This is a genomic window from Kordiimonas sp., assembly GCF_048264555.1.
Classification (GTDB): domain Bacteria; phylum Pseudomonadota; class Alphaproteobacteria; order Sphingomonadales; family Kordiimonadaceae; genus Kordiimonas.
The window spans coordinates 1-18,050 of record NZ_JBLXCX010000001.1; the positions used below are offsets into that span (position 1 = coordinate 1).

14 protein-coding genes are annotated in these 18,050 nt (G+C 55.6%); 3 read left to right on the forward strand and 11 right to left on the reverse strand.

Going from position 1 to position 18,050, the window contains the following annotated elements; genetic code table 11:
- From ACN0XZ_RS00005 to ACN0XZ_RS00040, 8 genes are all read right to left on the reverse strand, one after another.
- Positions 1 to 591: carbohydrate porin (locus tag ACN0XZ_RS00005; RefSeq protein ID WP_417455642.1), on the reverse strand; the 591-nt coding region annotated here is incomplete at its 3' end.
- Positions 585 to 1,745: an OprO/OprP family phosphate-selective porin gene (locus ACN0XZ_RS00010; protein ID WP_417455643.1), complete on the reverse strand. Its 1,161-nt coding sequence runs from the start codon at positions 1,743 to 1,745 to the stop codon at positions 585 to 587. The genes ACN0XZ_RS00010 and ACN0XZ_RS00005, both read right to left, overlap by 7 nt.
- 22 nt (positions 1,746 to 1,767) lie before the next feature.
- Entirely contained in the window at positions 1,768 to 3,573 is a 1,806-nt protein-coding gene (locus ACN0XZ_RS00015; protein ID WP_417455644.1) for a dipeptide ABC transporter ATP-binding protein, read from the reverse strand.
- Positions 3,570 to 4,397 carry an ABC transporter permease gene (locus tag ACN0XZ_RS00020; protein ID WP_417455645.1) on the reverse strand — a complete coding sequence of 276 codons (828 nt, stop codon included), beginning with the start codon at positions 4,395 to 4,397 and terminating at the stop codon, positions 3,570 to 3,572. The genes ACN0XZ_RS00015 and ACN0XZ_RS00020 overlap by 4 nt, the downstream gene beginning before the upstream one ends.
- Positions 4,398 to 4,409: 12 nt before the next feature.
- On the reverse strand, positions 4,410 to 5,351 hold the full coding sequence (locus ACN0XZ_RS00025) for an ABC transporter permease (protein WP_417455646.1): 942 nt from the start codon (positions 5,349 to 5,351) through the stop codon (positions 4,410 to 4,412).
- The gene (locus ACN0XZ_RS00030; protein WP_417455647.1) at positions 5,348 to 7,027 is read right to left on the reverse strand and encodes an ABC transporter substrate-binding protein; all 1,680 of its coding nucleotides are present in this window, start codon (positions 7,025 to 7,027) and stop codon (positions 5,348 to 5,350) included. Before ACN0XZ_RS00030 ends, ACN0XZ_RS00025 begins: the two co-directional genes overlap by 4 nt.
- Before the next feature lies 1 nt (position 7,028).
- Positions 7,029 to 8,654: an ABC transporter substrate-binding protein gene (locus tag ACN0XZ_RS00035; protein WP_417455648.1), complete on the reverse strand. Its 1,626-nt coding sequence runs from the start codon at positions 8,652 to 8,654 to the stop codon at positions 7,029 to 7,031.
- A gap of 115 nt (positions 8,655 to 8,769) precedes the next feature.
- Entirely contained in the window at positions 8,770 to 9,693 is a 924-nt protein-coding gene (locus tag ACN0XZ_RS00040) for a GntR family transcriptional regulator (protein WP_417455649.1), read from the reverse strand.
- 167 nt (positions 9,694 to 9,860) lie between these two features.
- On the opposite strand from ACN0XZ_RS00040, the gene ACN0XZ_RS00045 reads away from it, so the two are divergent.
- The 3 genes from ACN0XZ_RS00045 to ACN0XZ_RS00055 all read left to right on the forward strand — a co-directional run bounded on the left by ACN0XZ_RS00045 (position 9,861) and on the right by ACN0XZ_RS00055 (position 14,477).
- On the forward strand, positions 9,861 to 11,021 hold the full coding sequence (locus tag ACN0XZ_RS00045) for a C45 family autoproteolytic acyltransferase/hydolase (protein WP_417455650.1): 1,161 nt from the start codon (positions 9,861 to 9,863) through the stop codon (positions 11,019 to 11,021).
- 120 nt (positions 11,022 to 11,141) lie between these two features.
- Positions 11,142 to 13,286 (forward strand): TonB-dependent receptor, encoded by a 2,145-nt coding sequence (locus tag ACN0XZ_RS00050; RefSeq protein ID WP_417455651.1) that lies wholly within the window; start codon positions 11,142 to 11,144, stop codon positions 13,284 to 13,286.
- A gap of 90 nt (positions 13,287 to 13,376) precedes the next feature.
- Entirely contained in the window at positions 13,377 to 14,477 is a 1,101-nt protein-coding gene (locus ACN0XZ_RS00055) for a PepSY-associated TM helix domain-containing protein (protein ID WP_417455652.1), read from the forward strand.
- 86 nt (positions 14,478 to 14,563) lie between these two features.
- Here ACN0XZ_RS00055 and ACN0XZ_RS00060 read toward each other — a convergent pair whose 3' ends face one another.
- The 3 genes from ACN0XZ_RS00060 to ACN0XZ_RS00070 all read right to left on the reverse strand — a co-directional run bounded on the left by ACN0XZ_RS00060 (position 14,564) and on the right by ACN0XZ_RS00070 (position 17,958).
- Complete coding sequence (locus tag ACN0XZ_RS00060; RefSeq protein WP_417455653.1) at positions 14,564 to 15,811, reverse strand: sensor histidine kinase; 1,248 nt, start codon at positions 15,809 to 15,811, stop codon at positions 14,564 to 14,566.
- Entirely contained in the window at positions 15,795 to 16,490 is a 696-nt protein-coding gene (locus ACN0XZ_RS00065) for a response regulator transcription factor (RefSeq protein WP_417455654.1), read from the reverse strand. Before ACN0XZ_RS00065 ends, ACN0XZ_RS00060 begins: the two co-directional genes overlap by 17 nt.
- Positions 16,491 to 16,554: 64 nt before the next feature.
- Complete coding sequence (locus ACN0XZ_RS00070) at positions 16,555 to 17,958, reverse strand: S41 family peptidase (RefSeq protein WP_417455655.1); 1,404 nt, start codon at positions 17,956 to 17,958, stop codon at positions 16,555 to 16,557.
- Between the last annotated feature and the right edge of the window lie 92 nt (positions 17,959 to 18,050).

Below are 18,050 nucleotides of genomic sequence, written 5' to 3' on the forward strand. Positions count from 1 at the left end.
CACATCCCCCGGCACAGCATCCAGCACAGCAAACCGCGTGGTGATGTCATCACTCAGATCCACACTGAACCGTGCCGCGAGGGAGGTAATGGGAAAGATCGACGGGCCGTTCTGGCCGGTCTGGCTGATATCGGTCCCGATGCCGTGGGCGCTGGCGATAAAGAGGCCAGCGCTATCCAGCGCATCAAACTCTGAATTGAGGTCATAAAGCCCGAGCTTGATACTACCCCGGCCTTCCATGAAGGGTTGCTCAATCCAGGCTTCATAGAGCCGGGCTGCGCGCACCGGGGTCTCGATGTTGCTGATCACCTGCGCGTCACCTGCAAGCTCTGACGAGAAGCCGGTGCCATTGTTATAGAGCCCATAGAGGAACACATTAGGCCCATGCTCCCCTGCGGGTTGCCAACCGAGCGTGAGGTCAAGGTTGTCAAGGTAGCGGCTGTCGTGCACCTCCCCCCGCGCGATGGTCCAGTAATCCGCCGTATAGGCCGCGCCAACCTCAAAATGCGACCTGTCGTCGGCCAGGACTTCCGGGCATAGCCCCAGGGCCATAAGCCCGGGAATTACTTTTTCAGAACAGAAACCTACCATTTTGCTTGCGCCCTCAATCCGTAAACCCAACCATCAGACACACTGTGGTCCACCATATTTTCGCTTTGGAAGTGCACCATGTTGGCCATCAGCCTGACCTGGGTGTTCGCATACCAGTTCACGCCCACTGTAATGTCATGCCCGCGTGTACCGACTTCTGCATCTTCAAGGTCCAGCCAGCTGTATCGCGCCGCCAACTCGACCGCGCCCGGGCCACCATCACCAAGACTGCGCAGCGGTTGAAGATGACCGAACTTGCCGCGACCTGCATCGTAAGGGCGCTGTTCCCCGGTTAGAGAATAGGTCGCTGCCACATAAGCACCTGCGTAACTCGCAGGCCCCGCAGACGGTGCGGCAAGCCGCATGCCGCCGTATTCAGCCTGCACCGAAAGACGTTTCCATTCCGTCGCCGCCTCAACGGCCATATAGCGGTAGTGATCCGCCACCTGGATGCCACTATCGAAGGGCTTGAAACCATTTTTCCGCACCTCCGGCTGCTCGGAAAAGCCGACAAGGTTGTCGCTTTCGTCCCGATAATAAGTAGAAACACCGAGGTGGAGAATATGATCAGGGGTAAGGACTGGCGTATATGTCGCCCGCATCCCCACGCCCCAGCCGTCTTTGCTGCCAACCGTATCGTTAGGATCCGTGAGGGTAACACCATATTGGAGCGACCAGTTCTTCCCACTCGTCAGCGCAGAGACACCCCACTTGCCGCCTGCACCCACCTCAAACGCGCTTGAGACCATGCTGCGTTCCATGAAAGGCACATCCGCATCGCTGGTCGCGGCATCCAGTGAGTGATAGATTTTATTGTACCCCAGCGTTAACGCCGTGTGGTCGCTTGCTTGGTAGCGCAGGAAAGTATCTTCAAGTTTGGGGGCGGCGCTGCCTGAAACATCAAGATCCACCTGAAAGCTGAGCCGGTCGGATAACGCCCCTTTTGCACCGATACGAGCACGCCGCACCGTAAGGCCGTCGTCGCCCTCATTTGCCCAGTCGCCATAGAACACACTATCAAGCTGCACCCGACCAAAGAGAGTTATATCCGGAAGGTCCGCAGCCAAACATGCCGGAGCCGCGACACTCAGGGCAAAAGACAAACCGATAGCGCCCAGACCAATATATGGTCTGCTGATGTCATGAAATTTCATGGTTGTATCCTCTAATTTCCTGCTATGCCGCCACTACGGGCTCCGTACTTATGGTCAAAGCCACAAAGTGCCCGGCACCTATCTCAAGCAACTTGGGCCGAGGCTCACTGGCCTTCGCGAGGTAGCGTTGGTCATGCAACCACCCCACCGGCGGGTCCACTGGCATATGGCTACGTGCCGCTGGCTGCAGGCCGGTTTCTGCCGTACCTTCAAGACCGGGCACCGCGTTCAGAAGCGCACATGTGTATGGATGAGCGGGTGATGATAACACAGCCGCCTTCGGGCCCATTTCCACCACCTGCCCCTTGTACATAACGACCACGCGGTCGGCGATTTCTTCCACCACCCCGATGTCATGCGTTATGAAAAGACAACTGAAACCAAGGTCCCGTTGCAGCTTCTTCAGAAGCTCAAGCACCTGTGCCTGCACTGTAACGTCAAGCGCAGAGACCGCTTCATCTGCCACCACCAGAGCTGGTTTTGTGACAATCGCGCGTGCAATACCAACACGCTGACGCTGTCCGCCGGAGAGCTCATGAGGGAAACGTGTGCGCCACTCAGGCGGCAAACCACAGGCCTCCATCACCTCAACAACGCGAGCAGCCTTGTCGGCAGCTGACAGGCCTTTGTCATGCCGCAACCCCTCGCCGATAATCGAACCGATCCGCTGACGTGGGTCCAGAGACGAATAAGGGTCCTGAAAAATGATCTGCGTACGGCGACGATAGGCTCTGTCTTCCTCGCCCCTGAAGTCCATAATATCATGCTCACGTTCACGAATACTGCCGTCTTCAATGTCGGTGAGCTTCAACAGAGCACGCCCGAGCGTCGTCTTGCCGGAGCCAGATTCTCCCACCACTGCCACGATTTCGTTTTCTGCAATATCAAGGCTGACACCATCGACAGCGCGCACCTCCGCCCTCGAAAGCCACGGCAGCCTGGCCTTCTGCCGAAACACAACAGAAACGTCATTCATCTGCACGATAGTCTTTTGCCGAGAAGTCGCGCTCGCTTGTTTTTGCCCACCCTGCCCGGGAAGGGCCGCCAGCAGGTCTTTGGTATACTGTGTTTTCGGCGCGGCCAGAATATCAGACACAGAGCCACATTCCATGACCACACCGCGGCGCATTACCGTCACCTGATTGGTATAATGGGCAACAAGGCCAAGGTCGTGACTGATAAGAAGGACAGCCGTGTCCTCTTCCGCCACAATCTCCATCATGATGTCCATCACCTCTTTCTGGATAAGCACATCGAGAGCCGTGGTCGGTTCATCCGCGATAAGCAGCTTGGGTTTTAGCATCAAAACAGATGCCAGCATGATGCGTTGACGCATACCGCCCGAGAATTCGTGCGGATATCGGTTCAGGCACCCCGCCGGATCCGGCATGCGAACACGGGCCAGCATGTCGATCGACGCCTGACGTATCTCCGCCTCAGACAGCGCTGTGTGCAACGCCATGGCCTCCGCCATTTGCCTGCCAATCCGCATCGCAGGGTTCAGTGACATCATGGGTTCCTGAAATACCATGCCGAGCGATACTCCCCGAAGGCTCCGCATCTCATCATTGGTCGCACAGGTTATGTCTTGACCTTGAAAATGCAGCGACCCAGCCGTGACCTTGCCGCCCGGCGGCAACAGACCCATCACGGCCCGGGCAATCATGGTTTTGCCGGAACCTGACTCGCCCACCACGCTATGCACTTCGCCTGGCATAAGCCGCAGCGATGCGCCACTCACCACCTCAATGGGCCCGGCTGCACCAGGAAAGGCGATCGACAGATCCCTGATATCAAGAAGTGGTTTCTGTATTGTTATCTTGCTCATAACTGGTTCATCCGCGGGTCAAATTTGTCACGCAGGGCATCACCAAACAGATTGATGCCAAGTAGTGCCACCGAAATGGCGATGCCGGGAAAGATGCTGAGCCAAGGCGCGCTTTCCATAAAGAGGCGCGCATCCGACAACAGTCCCCCGAAAGTTGGTGCCGGTGGCGGCACACCAAGCCCCAGAAAACTGAGCGCGCTTTCCGACATCAGGGCACCACCAAAAATCGAGGTTGCGATCACCGTAAGCGGAGAAATGCAATTGGGAGCCACATGCACAAGCATGGTATAAAGCTCGGAGTTTCCAAGCGCTCGTGACGCCTCAATAAACTCCTTCTGTTTAAGCGACAGCACTGTGCCACGCGCCACCCGCACCACATTGGGAGCATAAGCAAGCCCAAGGGCCAGCACGACGCCATACTGCTGCGGCCCAATGATGGCCATGATGCTAAGCGCAAGCAGGATACCAGGAAAGGCCATGAAGGCATCCACTATCATCATGGTGAAACGGTCTACCCGGCCGCCCAGAAAGCCTGAGATGATACCAACAACAGAGCCAAGGGAGAGAGCAAACGCGACGGTCAGAAAACTGACCATCAAACTGGTGCTGGCCGCGGCCATAAGCCGCGCGAACCCGTCTCTTCCAAACTGGTCCGTGCCCAGCCAGTGTTTCCAGCTCGGGGGCTGCATGCGATCTTCATAACTGAGCGCAAGAGGATCAAACGATGTGCCAACAATGCCAATGATTGCCATAACAACCACTGTCGCCAGAAGCACGGTGCCAATAAGGGCGTTGGGCCGGCGGAGTATCCAATGTCTGTTCATCACATAATCTCCCTAGAGCCTGACTTTGGGGTCAAATACCGGATACAGCAGATCGACCAGCAGGTTCACCGACACATAAATGAAGGCAACAAGCAGGAGTGCGCCCTGCACCACGGGATAGTCCCGGGCATAGATGCCTTCGGCCAGGAAACGCCCTAACCCCGGCAGGGTAAACACGGTCTCGATCACAACAGCACCACCCAACATGTGACCAAGCATCAAGCCAATGATGGTAAGAACAGGACCAAACGAATTGGGCATCGCGTGCCGCCACAATACTTTCTGCTCAGACAAGCCCTTCGCTCGCGCATGCATGATATACTCGAGACGCAAGACCTCGATGGTGCTTGAGCGCATCATCCGTGTCAGCGTTGCCATTTCCCCCAGTAACAGGGCGAAAATTGGCAAGATCAGATACTGCACACCGAGCCATAGATTTTCCGCCACGGACACATATCCGATAGTGGGCAACCACTGAAGCTCCACCCCGAATATGAGGATCAGCAAAATCCCGACCCAAAAACTGGGAAGCGACACACCGAGAATAACAAAACCGACAACCGCGAGATCGCTTCGACTGTTCTGACGCGCGGCCGCCAGAAGCCCCGCCGGGACAGCAACCATGATGGCAATTGCCACTGACACCAGAACGATCTGCGCGGTGACGGCAAACCGGCTCACGAGCGCCTCCAATACAGGTTCTCCGGTCATGATTGAGGTACCAAGCTCGCCTTGCACCACATCTGATATCCAGATGGTAAATTGCACAAAAATCGGCTCATCAAGGCCCATTTCATTGCGCAGGTCCTCAAGCACGGTTGGGTCCTGAAGGTCACCTACCATGACAGCGGCCGGGTCGCCCGGAACCATGCGCATCAGCGCAAACACAATCACAGACACGATGAAAAGCGTCGGGATACTCATCAATATGCGGTTAACAGCATAAGTGATCATGGCTTGCCTCCTTCAGACCCAAAATCAGCCCCAGAGGCGGACATAGGCGCCTCATCTCGCCAACCAGGCTTTGAGACACCCCATAGCCGCGGCAGGTTCAGCGGCCAGGGTTTAAACCCCTCAATATCTGCGCCGAGCGCGCTCACATTATGCGCATTATAGAGCCCGATGATCGGCACCTCCTCGCGCATGAGGGCATGCAATTCCTCAAGCTTTTTGATGCGCGCACCCACGTCATACTCGGCGATCGCCTCACTCAGGACATCCGCGGCCTCTTCGCTGTCCCACTGGTACACAGCACGCTTCGCTTTTGCACCGATCAGCTTATTGTAGCGCAACACCGGGTTTGAAAGCGGCGAATAGCTGAAAGAAGAAAGCTGAAACTTGCCGGAAAAATAGTTGCCCAACTGGCTGGCCCAATCCTGCACCTCAATCTGGGCAGCTATGCCCGCCGCCTGCAGCATCGCCTGTGCCACAAGCGCATTATTGAACATATTGGTGTATTTGCGGTTGGTCTGGATTTTGATGACCTGACCCTTGTAGCCTGCCTCTTTCAAAAGCGCTTTGGCCTTCTCCACACTAGGCTCATACCAGACATCATGCGCGGCGGTATGCTCCGCGATACCCACCGGCACTGCAGATGGGTTCACGCTCGCCAAACCTTCCGTATTGAATTTGATCAGCAACTCCACATCCAGCGCATGGGCGATAGCCTTGCGGATACGAACATCCTTCAGGACAGGGTCCTCTGTCTGCATCAAGAGGATCGACCAACTGAGCGTAGGTGATTGCGCAAGCTTCACCGTGGCCTTGTTTTCAAGTTGCGGTATGGAAACAATGGGTACGGTGGGGATAAGGTCCATCTGTCCCGCCAGGAGCGCAGCGTTGGTGGACGAGGCATCAGGCGAAATCAGAAAACGGGCACTATCAGCGTAGACCGTTTTGTTACCAGCAAGGCCATCAACAGCACCACTGCGGGGCCGGTACCCTTTGAACCTCGTAAGGTCAATATACTCACCCGGCTTCCATTCCTCAAACATGAAGGGACCGGTCGCCACCGGCTCAAGCCACTCGCCGTCCGGACCGACCGAGCTTGGATGCAGGATCGCAGAAATACACTGTGTGTTGGCCAACCGATCCAGAAACAGCGGATTGGCTTCGCTCAGCGAAAATACGATATCCCGCTCACCCTCAACCCGAATGTCCGTGATTTCGCTTGTCTTCGCGTCAGCGTTGGCGTCGTCATTCTTGTTGTCAGCGACAAACCAGCGACGACAGAGCCATTTGGTCTCCGGCTCAAGGTAGCGCCGCCAGCTCCAGAGCACATCAGATGGCGTAACCGGCTCGCCATTATGGAAACGCAAGCCTTCGCGCAGCGTGAAACGATACTCACGCCCATCCCCGCTCACACTGTAGCTTGAAGCCACCACCGGAACAATACGCAGGTCTTCGGAATAACCTACAAGGCCCTCCACGATATGATGCATAACCACGTCCGTGTTTGCATCCCTGCTGACCCCCGGGTTTGTTCCACGAATATCACCGTTGAGTGACGCAACCAGCCGCCTCTCCTGAGCCTGGACGGCAGCACCGGTCAGCAGCGTACTCACCACGGCAGCAGCGAGTGTGGCTTTCACCACACTCCGCGCACCGATATGCTTAAACCTGAAACGCATGTTATTTCCCTGCGTCTTTCGTGACACCCCACAGGCGCGGCCTATTGTGCGCCCATAGCTCGAACCCTTTTACAGTTGGTGCCGACGCCCCGCGCAGCTCAAACGGGAACAAAGGTATCATGGGCACATCAGCCAGCATCCGGGTATGGATTTTTGCATATGTGGCTGACAATTCCTTCACGGTGCGCTGCCCGAGTGTGCTGTCAACCAGAGCTTCCATGTCAGGGCTTTCCCACTGCATGATCGGCTTGACAGATTTTGGCCCCAGGAATTTACCATACACAAAAGTAGGATAATCACGCCCGCCATATCCGAAAGACGAAAGCTGAAATGCCCCCTTGCGGTATTTTGCGTTGAGCTGGCTGTCCCACGACATGGGCTCCAACGTCGCATTGATACCCACTGCGTTCAACATACTGTTGATAAGCACCGCGTTTTCCATCATCTCCGGGTAGGGATCGGCACTAGCGTGCAAGGTAACCTGTTCGCCGTTGTATCCAGCCTCTGCCAGAAGTTTGCGCGCAAGTGCGGGATTATAGTCCCACCCTTCCTTGTGCGTTTTACTGGTATAGGCGCTGAAAACCGGCACGACAGAAGGGTTGGCCGCCACGCGACCATTGCTGACCACGTCAGCAATCCTTTTGGCGTCGATCGCATGCGCGATTGCCTTGCGGACCCGCACGTCGTCCAGAACAGGATCTGCAGTTTGCAACAAAAGCGCCCACCATGATGTCATGGCATGGCTATAGAGTTTTGGCGTCTCTTCCGCCTTCAATCCCATATAGGTGGCGGCTGAAATCTCGCCAAGAATGTCGATCTCGCCAGCCAGGAACCGGGAAACAGCGTCTCGTTCATTTTTTACGGGCACCAGTTCAACACGCGCCACCTTCGCGACCCGCGCGCCGGAATATCCATCCCGCTTTCCCTTCAGGCCCTGATAGCCATCAAACCGCTTGAGCGTTACAACACCATTCTCCGCAACGCCGTCAAATTTGTAGGGACCGGTGCCAATTAGATTGTCCACGCGGCCGTTTTCGCCAATCGAATCCGGGTGGAAGATCACCGCGGGACACGACACATCAGCCATCCGGTAAAGGAAAGCACTGCTTGGCTCAGCCAAGGTAAAACGAACGGTTCGATCATCAAGCGCATCGATCGCCTTGATGTTACCGCCCAGCGTCCTGTCATGGCGGTCATCAGCGCGCTCATCAAAACGTGCCAGGCAATGCCATTCGACCTCCGGCTTCAGATAATAATTCTCCCACACCCATTCCACGGTGTCGGCCGTAAGCTTCTCGCCATTGTGGAAGGTTACATTGGGGCGCAATACAAAGGTGTACTGAAGTCCGTCGCTTGACACCCTGAAACTCTCCGCAAGCCCAGCCCCCACGGTCATGTCTGCCTTCAAGGCGACCAGCGCCTCAGAGACATGTTCAATTGTCACCTTGTCAGGCTGATGCAGGTGCAGTGCGGGGTCTACCGTATTGAGAGGTGAAGGCAACGCAAGGCGCAATACATCTCCGTCACGCCAACCATCAGGCTCAGCTGCTGCGTGCTGGACTCCCGCTACAGCAAGCAGACTAACCGAGAACAATTTTTTAAGAGTTGGCGACATGGCCCCACGCATTCTTTTCTCCCCTGAACGCTATTCATAATGTATTATTTTATTGATTAGTACATTGTGTCAAGGAGAAAAAGAAACCGACCGCCGCACATTGTCAGGACCGGCCGGTATTTTCTTTCTAGAACAACTGGATAATACGCTGTGGTCCAGCCTCACTTTGCGCAGAAGCGCGCTTCTCATACGGGCTTAGCTGGCCAGAGATATCCAGATGCCGCCGCAGAAGCGCCGACGCCCATGCCTGGTCACCGCGACGCAGGGTCCTCAGTATCTCAAGGTGCTCATTACAGGTCTCGATAGCGCGCTCCGCACCGTAAACCCAGTGATACCCCACGAAGCGCCGCAATCGGTTCTGATGTCGCACAGCATCAAGAAAAAAACGGTTACCAGAGCTGGCTGCAAGCAGTTCGTGAAACTCGGCATTCATCTCATAGAGCTGGATGGACGATATCTCCCTGATCCGCTTTTCGGTTACCGCGAGGTGTTTCTCTTCGCATGCGGCGGCCCGCTCTTCATCCAACTTGAACCCCGGCTCCTGCACAAGCGCTGGCTCTATAATCATACGGAAACGATAGCTTTCATCATGCGCACGCGGTGAATCAAGAACCGGGCAGAACATCCACCCACGTCCCGGCCTGCGCTCAACCAGCCCCTCACTCAGCAGGCGCTGCAACACCCTTTGAAGCACGGGTTTTGCCACATCATACCGGCGAAACAGATCAGCCTCTGAGACATTCTGCGGCAACTGGCCCGAAAGCCGGTCCTCGGCGATCTGAAAATATAGCTTCTCGTCAAGCGGCTCAGGCATGTTCAATACCTTCAGGTCCGACGAATCGCTCGCAGTGAAATAGCCACGATTCGGGCGCCGCTCAATAACTCCCTGCTGCTCAAGTGCGTTCAGCGCCGCCCGTACCGGCGTACGGGAAACATTAAACTCTGAGCACAGGACCGCCTCCGGCAGGTGGCTACCTTTTTCGACCCCATTTTCAACAAGATAGCTGAGAATCCTTGCCGCCAGCGTCTTCTGAAACTCATTCACCTGCATCCGAAAGCCTCTCGTTTTACATTGTATTTTTCGCGACAATAAAACAAACGAGTTGACATTGTCCTAAAAATCTACATAAAACAATACTACGAGGCCGCCAGAGAAAAGGCAATGACACAGTCAGCCTCCAAGCGTTAATCAGCAGAAACAACGAAAAGACAGAACGAATGCCGTCTTCAGATTACAGTAGCGGGCCCATACAAGGGGCAAATGACGAGCCTGACAACACCAAGGCTCAGGACTTCCCCTTTTATGACCTCAGCGGCACGCCTGAGGAAATCGGGCTGCAGTATGGCCAGCAGGCCGCAGAGCAAATTCGCACAAGCATCTCGATCTATAAAACGGCATTTGAGCAAAAAGGTGTGACCTGGGAGCGGGCGAGAGAGATCGCCGCATCCTTTGCCCCTCAGATAGAGGCTTACAACCCCGCATATCTGGCAGAGATTACTAAGATCGCCGAAGGGGCTGAGTTACCTAGAGAAGATATCATCGCGATTAATGCGCGCACCGAAATCCTATATGGCCAGCGTCCCCAAACCTCAGCCGGGGCGGACACTGATCCGGACGGCTGTACCGGCGCAATCGCCCTGCCCTCAGCCACAGCAGACAGCCACATGATTCACGGCCAGAACTGGGATTGGCGCGACGAATGCGCGGACTCAGCCGTCGTGCTCCGCATCAGCCCGAAGGGATTGCCGCGCATGCTGGTTTTTGTTGAAGCCGGCATTCTGGCCCGTTGCGGCATGAACAGCAACGGCATTGCACTCACCGGAAACTTCCTGCAGACCGAGCGCGACTATGGCCTGCCCGGCGTACCGGTACCTTTTATCCGGCGTAGTATCCTGTCGGCCAACTCTCTGGCTGAGGCAACGCGCGTGGTATTTGATTCAGCCCGCGCCTTCTCCAACAATCTTATGCTGAGCCAAAAGGACGGGGAAGCCATCAACCTTGAAGCCACACCGCATGAAATTTTCTGGATTGCGCCTGAAGATGACCTGCTCGTCCACGCCAATCACTTCATCTCTGCGGCTGCAAAAGCCAAGGTCAAGGATGTAGGCCTCGAGACCAACACCGACTCCCTGTATCGGGATCGTCGGGTGCGGGCACACCTGAAGGCTCACGCAGGAGCGCTCACAACAGAGCATTTCAAAGAAGCTTTCGCAGATCGCTACGGTGCACCGCGCGCCGTGTGTCGTTCCCCCATCTCCGGTCCTGGGGGGAAATCATCTTCCACTGTTGCCACGATCATCATGGACACCACCGCAGGGAAGATGTGGGTCGCCAAACGACCCTATGGGCCACACCGTTATACGGAATATTCGCTGTAGGCACTGAGCACACCCCGCGCTCTAGCCGAGAAAAAATACTGAGTACACCAATCGCAGGCAGCTCGACGCGGCTTGCGGTAACGGGGGAAATTTGGGCCAAAGGCCCTATGGGAGGAAAAAATGAACCAGAGAAAGTATGGACTTAGCCAGGTCTCAACCGCAGCAATCGCCTGCGCCGCGTTTATCAGCTTGTCGGCTCAGGCTCAGGATACGGAAACCAGTACGGATGAGGAAACCCCCATCAACATGGAGGAGATCGTCATTTCGTCTTCTCGTATCCCAACCAATACGCAGTCTTTCGCGGGCTCTGTCTCAATATTGGATGAGGAGGCCATCGAGGCCCAGCGTGCTATCAACGCCGACATTGGCGCGATCCTTGGCAATGCCATCCCCGGCATGCAGACATCGTCGTTTGACTCCAACAACCGGGATTCATCGCTTCGTGGCCGCAAACCAGCGGTGCTGATTGACGGTGTACCCATTGGCACACCTCTCAGGAACGGTGATAACGAGCTAAGATCGATCGACGCGTCCGCCATTGGCCGCATTGAGGTTGTTCGCGGTTCCTCAGCACTATACGGCAGCGACGGTGCAGGTGGCGTGATCAACTATGTCACTCGCCGCCCGTCAGCCGGTGCCACGGAATTCAACACCGAAGTGGGGACGTCGCTTTCGCTCACCCACACCGGCGACAGCCTCGCCCCCTTCATTCGCCAAAGTGTGCTGGGTGGGTCTGATAAAGTTGACTTCATTGTTTCCGGCTACGCACAATTTCACCAGTCTTCTTTCGATGCGGAAGGAGACCGGGTACCGCCACGCGGTTCTGGCGGCGCTGGCATCGGCCTGCCTGAATCCAACGTTTATAACTTCTTTGGCAAAACCGGTATTGCGACGGGAGACGATAGCCGCCTTGAGCTTAGCCTTCTGCACTATAACCGCAGGCAGGACCCAAACTGGAAGGTGCAGAACGGCAACGTGGTAACAGGAGAAAAAGCCACAGCTGTTCCCGTTGAGCCAGGAGACGTTGACGGCCTTGATACCGGCGTGAAAAACACGGTCGGTAACCTGGTCTATACAAATGATGAAGTGTTCTCCAACACCTCGTTCCGTGGCCAGGCCTACTACCAGAAATACAAGAATATCTTTGAAGCGGTGTCCGCGGGTATTTTTGGCGGCGTGGGACAATCCATCATTGACTCTGAGAAGTTTGGTTTCCGCGCTGACTTCAAAACCGATCTGGATTTTGCAGATGTTAGTTGGGGCGCGGACTATTCACGCGATGACACGCAACAACTTCTTGCCGATGGACGCATCTGGGCACCGCCAATGGTTTTAAGCGCTGTGGCTGGGTTTGTTCACCTTGATGTGCCCGTAACCGAACGCCTGCACATGCTGGGCGGTATCCGCCATGAACGCAGCAAAATCACGGTCGATGATTATCTGTCCTTGTTCGGCGCCAATGTCACTGGTGGCAAGCTCGACTATTCTGCCACGCTGTTTGATGCTGGTGCGACCTATGACCTTGGCGGTGGCATTGAAGCCTTTGCGGGCTTCTCACAAGGCTTCACGGTCGCGGAAGTAGGCCGCATCCTGCGGGACGTGAGGGAAGACACAGATATCCTCTTCCTGAACCCTGAAGCTATCAAAAGCAACAGCTATGAGATCGGGCTTCGTGGTGATTTTGATACTGTCCGTACCTCTGCTGTTCTTTATCAGAACACCTCAAAAAAAGGCCTTGAACTGGTACCTGACCCTGCCAACCTGGATTCTGGCATCCTGATCCCGGAACTCTCACCAGAGCGGATCTGGGGCATTGAGTTGACCCTTGATGCTGACCTCTCCGACAGCATGCGGGCGGGCGGAAGCTTTGCCTGGATGAACGGCAAACGGGATGGCACCGGTGACGGTGAATATGAGACACCGCTGAACGGGAGCCGCATTGCCCCTGAGAAGCTAACTGCCTATGCGGAGTATGATATCAGCGATACATGGCTGGTGCGTTTGCAGGCGCTTTATTCCGGCAACCGCAATGCTTTCCCTGGCGCGACCGGCACACGCCGTCAGTTTGAAGGCGAGATCCATAGCTTCTTCGTGCTTGACCTGTTGACAAGTGTGGATGTTGGGCCAGGTCGCCTGAGTGTTGGTGTGCAGAATTTGCTCAACAACTTCTATTTCCCGCACCAGTCGCAAACCTTTAACCGCGATGACAGGTATCTGGCGGCACCCGGTGCAACAGCAACCATTCGCTATAGCATGAGCTACTAAACCACCCTATGTGCTGGCGGGCTTGCTCCCCCCTTCTGCCGTTTGCTCGCCAGCACTCCTTCCTGACCACAAAACATGGTATCTTGAACTGTGAACCAAAAACGTGGCACTTCGCGAAAACTCAAACCAACCATCGTAAAACTGCACAGGTGGGTGGGGCTCTTCATTGCCGCATTTCTCGTACTGCAGGCCCTTACCGGCATCATCATTTCCTTTCGGGATGAGTTGAACGGCGCCCTCTATCATACAGATGCTGGCCCCAACGACACCCCGGCTACCTATGAACAGATTCTGGCCGCCGCAAAAAACCACCAACCAGACAGGCCCATTCGCAATATTGTCGTGCCATCTCAGCCCGGCGATGCCTATCTCATCAACTACCAGGCTGCGCCACACGCACGCCCCACATTGGCCGCGCTTTCACCGCACGACGCCACAGTCGTGCATTCCGGGTCACTTCTTGCTTTTCCGGTAGAAGCAGCATTTGAGCTACATTACCGTTTGTTAATGGGAAAGCAGGGTCAGAACCTGAGCGGCGCCCTCGCCCTATTGTTTCTGGGCATGCTTGGCACTGGCTTATACCTGTGGTGGCCCAAAGGGCCGCTCAGACGCGGTTTTCAAGTCAAGCTTACTGCCGCCCGGGTGCGGGCAATTTTCGACATTCACCGGGTAGTTGCCGCAGGTGGTGCCATCGCCCTTATCATGATGGCCATTACAGGCTTTTTGCTTGCAGTCCCCGATATTTTGGGCAGCAAAACCTCTGCGACACCCTCAGTGGCGTCACATGCCGGGGCTCCAGTGACACTTGACCAGATCATTACCAACAGCCAAAACCTTGCAGCCGGGCACACTCCATACAAGATCGCTTTTTCGCGAGACGGGCAGCTTGTGACCCTTATCTACAAGAGCATCAACGAGGCAGTGAACCCACGCGCGACAGACAGCATCATGGTCGACGCGAGTACCGGGCACGTTGTTGCCGTTAACCGGTTTGAAGGGGCTGGTGTCCGGCAAAAGGGGCTGAGTTGGGCGCTGGCTTTTCATACTTTCGACATAACCGGCTGGCTCGCCCGCCCACTCTCCCTTATCGCAGGAATGTTGCTTGCCGTCATTTCCATCACTGGCATTTGGCTCTGGCTTTTGCGGCGGGCGGCCCGAAAACCAGCCATCCGTCGCAGACCATCCACCTGATCACCAGAGCACTTGCGCAAGACTGATCACTACCCCTTCGTTTTTGCGGTCGGGAAGTAGGGCAAAGGTGGGACAAAAACGCCTATTCAGGCTGGTTCGTACTGAAGCTCAACGGCGAATGTGCCGTTCGTGGTGTATGCCTCCACCCGCCAACCCAAAACGTCGCAAATGCGCCGCACCAGATAAAGCCCCTGCCCGAGCCCGTTGCTGTGGCTGCCTTTGCTGTGGCTCGAGAGCGGATCACTGGGAAGTGGGTCGCTCACCGGGTTCTGGAAAATGATCTTATTGCCATCCGCAAATATTTTGAGGGACGGGGCTGAGCCATGCATAACCGCATTGGTGAGAAGGTTGTTGATCAGAAGGGTCAAAAGGTTGCGGTTTGCCTGCACCTGCAACGTGGCCGGAATATGGATACTCAGGTCAAAATCGTCGCTCGTCGCCAACTCCGGGTGGCGGATCACGCTGTTCTCCAGCACGTTCAGGAACACCACAGGTTCCATCACTTGGCTTTCCTCCCGCGCAAGGGCCAGAAGCGTATCGATGGTTTGTTCAAGCTCCTGCACGGCGGTTGATAGCTGCGCGGCTTGCTTGGCGCTCAGCAGCGTCTCACCGTCCGTTTGCTGCGCCAGGTTTTTCAAAATGGTTGTGGGCGTTCTAAGCTCATGGCTCACATCGCGGGTAAAGTCAGATTCCCGCTTGAGCATAGCCTTGATATGGAGAAGGCTGTGCTCGATCTCATGCGCCAGATAGCCGATCTCATTCTCCGGGAAAGCGGCGGCAAAACCTGGCTCAACCTTGTCGAGATCAACAGCCTCCACCTTTTCCTTCAGCGCCACCAGCGGCTTGGATGCAGCACTTGCCAGAGGCCATGCGATCAGGAGCGCGAGTGCCAGAAAAAGCGCCAAAATGCCCACAAGCGTGAGCGTGACATAGGGCAGATATTCGCCGCCCACTTCAAAAGCGCTGACATCTGCAACCAAAATCCGGACGTCATCCCCCAGCGTGATTGGATGCAAATGGAGCGTGCCTCCGTCGCTGCCAGTGAATTCAATGCGTGCCGGGTCTTTCAAATGTTGCTGGTACATATCGCCGGGCAAGGCAGCCCAGCTTTCATACAAGGCGAGGAAAGGCGCACGAGGTGCCACTATGTCGCCATTGGCCTTAAACTGAGTGGCAATGTAACACGCCTCGTTGGAGACGATTTTGTTGAAAACATTGTCTTCCACCATCCAGGAATAGGCGAGCAGAAACAGGCTGTAACAAAGACAGGTGAACAGCGTAAAAGCGGCAAAAAGCAGGTAAATGCGCCCTCTGATGCTATGTTTTTGTTTCACTGCCTGCATCCAGTTTAAAACCAACCCCGTGAATGGTTTTGATCATAGCGTGATCAAACGCCTTATCGACAGCTTTCCTGAGCGTATAGATATGCGAACGCAGGGCGTCACTGTCTGGGAAGTCGTCCCCCCATACTTTTATCACCAGTTCATGACGGCTAACGGCGTTGGGATAGGCATCCGCCAAAGCCTTCAGGATGGCATAGTCTGTTGCACTCAGCTCAACGGGCTGGCCCATACGGGTAACCTGCCGCTGGCCCGTATCGATTACCAGATCACCGATCGTGAGGGTGGATGATTTATGCAATTGATGCCTGCGCGCCAGGGCGCTGCACCGCATGGCAACCTCTGCCAGCTCAAACGGTTTGGTAAGATAGTCATCCGCCCCGGCGGCGAAGCCCAAACCCTTGTCAGCAAGGCTGTCTCGCGCGGTGAGCATGAGAACGGGCATATTAACGCGGGCTTTTGCCTTCAACTGAGCGCAGAGGTCCACACCGTCTGCGTCTGGCAGCATCAGGTCAAGCACCACCACGTCAAAATCATGCTCATCAACAAGCGCGAGCGCCCGGCGCCCCGTGTCGGCATAATCCACCACAAACTGCCGTTCGCTGAGATAGTCATACAGCTGTTCGGCAATGGCGTGATTATCTTCAACAATCAGGACGCGCGTGTGGCTCATGGTTTTCCTTATCTGAAGCGGCCCATCAACAGGCCCAAAAACGGAGGCCCGAAGGCCCCTCATGTCATCGGCTTTCGTCTATCAGCGCAAGCGCTTTCTCAAGCTCTACGTCCCGGCCATCACGCAGCGTTACCTGGGTGGCGTGCACGCTATGGTCCGGCTTCACCCCACCGGGCGCAAGCGAGCCACTTGGGCGCACCAGCATGCGGGTTGTAATGTAGGCCCTCAACTGAGAGTGCGGTAGGTTAAAAAGGTTCCCCTGCGCTGTCTGGTTGGCGTTACCGCCGGTTTCCTGCCCAATGAGCGTGGCGAAGCCAAAATCTTTCACCGTTGAGGCAAACACAATACCGGAGGAATAGGTGATCGGGCTGATAAGCACATATGTGCTGCCGGCCCAGCGTTTTGTGTCGCCCACGGGGTCGATCCAGTCGTCCCACGCGGTATCGATCACCTCACCAACCTCGCCCTTATAGTTCATGAAGCCGCGGTTATCACGGTTCAATTTCTCCCGCATGCGGGAGATCATACGGAAAGGCTTGTCGGCAATATAACGCGCCAGATACATCGCCGTATCTGTGTTGCCGCCGGTGTTCTCACGCACATCGATTACAAGCGATGACGCACCCGCTTTTTTGAAAGCCGCAAACGCTTCATCGGCAAAATCTTCAAACCAGTCGGGGTCGATATCAAAATGCCCGATATGCAGGAAAGCGGTACCGTCCGGCAGCATGCGGTAGGAGAAAGCCTGGCCATTTTCCCCCGCCCCGCCTTTTACCTGCCAACCTTGCGTGTTGGTGATGGTGTACGAGACGGTATTCGCTCCCGTTTCAAGTTCCAGCGAAAAATCACCCGCAATGCCGTACACAGCCCAGAGATAGATAGGGAACCGCCCGGCAACAAATTGCTTGCGCAGATATTCCGTTTCACCGCCCACATAGCGCTGCATGGTGTTGATCAACTGATCAGCCGGAATGCCGTTAATCGAGACGATACGGCTGCCCGCAGCAATATGCGTGCCCGTGGCGTCGCTCTGCCCTTCCTTGATCAGCAGTTGGTCTTTCTGGTCGATATGCACCGAGAAGGGGAAGGGGTTCGTGCCCGCCTCCCGAAGCGCTTCATATTCCTGATAAGGCCAGATAAGCATGGAGTGACCATCGCCGAACTTGTGGGTCAATTGCCCCACGTGGCGGAAAAACTCAAGCCGGGTGAGAGGCTCGCTGATACCCGCCTTTATCTCCCCGACCGCAGCCTTCAGCGCGGCCTGATCAGCATAATCAGCAAGGCTTGGGTGGCGTTCAAGCGCCCCATAGTAGAAGGCGTCAACATCCTCGCGCATCTTATCAACCGCCAGCTTTTCGCTCATAAGCTTCGGGTCTTCAAGCGGGGGGAAAATATCCAGGTGGGGGTCAGAGCATGCACTGAGGAAGCATGCAAAAACCATGATATAAAGTGAGTTCATCCGTGCCATCGTTGGTTCCTTTTTATTGGTTTGGCGGAAGCCTAACGCGGGCGATGTGAAGCTTTTGTCAAGGCAGGCATAAAGCCTATCAAAAGTTGGGT